This window comes from Mycobacterium parascrofulaceum ATCC BAA-614 (assembly GCF_000164135.1).
Classification (GTDB): Bacteria; Actinomycetota; Actinomycetes; order Mycobacteriales; family Mycobacteriaceae; genus Mycobacterium; species Mycobacterium parascrofulaceum.
Window position 1 is genome coordinate 960,807 of the sequence record NZ_GG770555.1, and the last position, 1,684, is coordinate 962,490.

General features: G+C 69.4%; 1 protein-coding gene. It reads left to right on the plus strand.

Annotated elements, in window-relative coordinates:
* The first annotated feature begins 118 nt into the window (after positions 1-118).
* A complete protein-coding gene (locus HMPREF0591_RS19945; RefSeq protein WP_031345417.1) occupies positions 119-1,516 on the plus strand; it encodes an IS1380 family transposase in 1,398 nt (465 codons plus the stop codon).
* The last annotated feature ends 168 nt before the right edge of the window (positions 1,517-1,684 follow it).

Sequence of the window (1,684 nt, forward strand, 5' to 3'; positions counted from 1 at the left end):
CCCGGATTTTTCGCGGAATGCCGGTGTAGATGGGTGTTGATGCGCGAAAGTGCCTGTCCTGCAAAGGATGATTGGACTTCTCTACGGTTCAATATCCTGGCTGGAAGGCACCTCGCAGGTGAAGAGTATCGCGGCGGCGCGGCGGGTGAAAGTATCGGCGGACGGACGCGGGGTGGTGTCGCACGCTGGGATGGGGCTGTTGCGTGAGCTCGCCGACCAGACCGGATTATCCGCGCAGGTCACAGCGGTGTTGGCTGATTCCTACAAGGGGCCCTGGGTGCATGCCCCGGGTGCGGTGTTCGCCGATTTGGCCGCAGCGGTGGCCGACGGGGCGGACTGCATCGACGGCGTCGGCCAGCTATGCGGGGACCGCGAGCATGTGTTCGGGGCCAAGGCCTCCACGACGACGATGTGGCGGCTGGTCGATGCGCGTATCGACGCCGCGCACCTACCGAAGGTTCGCGCCGCACGGGCGGCGGCGCGGGCGGCGGCCTGGGCTGCCGGAGCCGCCCCCATCGGTGGTCAGCCGCTGTATATCGACTTCGACGCCACGCTGGTTATCGACCATTCCGACAACAAGGCCGAGGCGGCCCCGACGTGGAAGAAGTCCTTCGGCCACCACCCGCTGCTGGCGTTTTTGGACCGCCCGGAGATCGCCGGCGGTGAGGCTTTGGCCGGGCTGTTGCGGGCCGGCAACGCCGGCTCGAACACCGCCGCCGACCACGTCACGGTCCTTGACCAGGCGCTGGCCTCGCTACCAGCAGAGTGGCGTCCCGACTCGCACGATCCGGGCGCGCCGGCGGTGGTGGTGCGCTCCGACACCGCCGGGGCCACCCACCGTTTCGCCCAGGCCTGCCGTGATCGCGGGGTCGGGTTCTCCTTCGGATTTCCCGTCGATGCCCGCATCTGGGATGCCGTGGACACCCTCAACCTCGCCCAGGGCTGGTACCCGGCGATCGACTCCAGCGGCGAGATACGTGACGGGGCGTGGGTGGCTGAGGCTACGCCCCTGGTCAACCTGGCTACCTGGCCTGCCGGGACCCGGCTGGTGCTACGCAAAGAGCGGCCCCACCCCGGTGCGCAGCTGCGCTTCACCGACATCGACGGCATGCGGGTGACCGCGTTCATCACCGACACCGCCCCTGGGGCCGTGCCCGGGCAGCTGGCCGGCCTGGAACTGCGCCATCGCCAGCACGCCCGCGTCGAGGACCGCATCCGCCAGGCCAAAGCCGCCGGCCTGGCCAACCTGCCCTGCCATGACTTCCAGTCCAACGCTGCCTGGCTGGAGATCGTGCTGGCCGCCGCCGACCTGGTCGCCTGGGCCCAACTGATCGGCTTCACCGACACCCCCGAGTTGGCTCGCTGCGAGATCACCGCCTTCCGTTACCGGGTTCTGCACGTGGCGGCCCGCATCACCCGCGGCGCCCGCCAACTACGGCTGCGCATCGACGCCACCTGGCGCTGGGCCACCGCCATCAGCACTGCCTGGCACCGCCTCCGCACCGCCTTCCCCTGACCAGCCGCAACACCTTGCCCCGCCGACCCGAAACACCCACCGGCCCCGGAAAGCCCGCCCACCCGGCGACACGGGCGGGCCAAACACACCCCAAGACCAAAATGGCTATCCCTCAACGCTTTCCGCGGCTCAGCATCGCCGGACCACGCCGACGCGCAAAATCGAGGC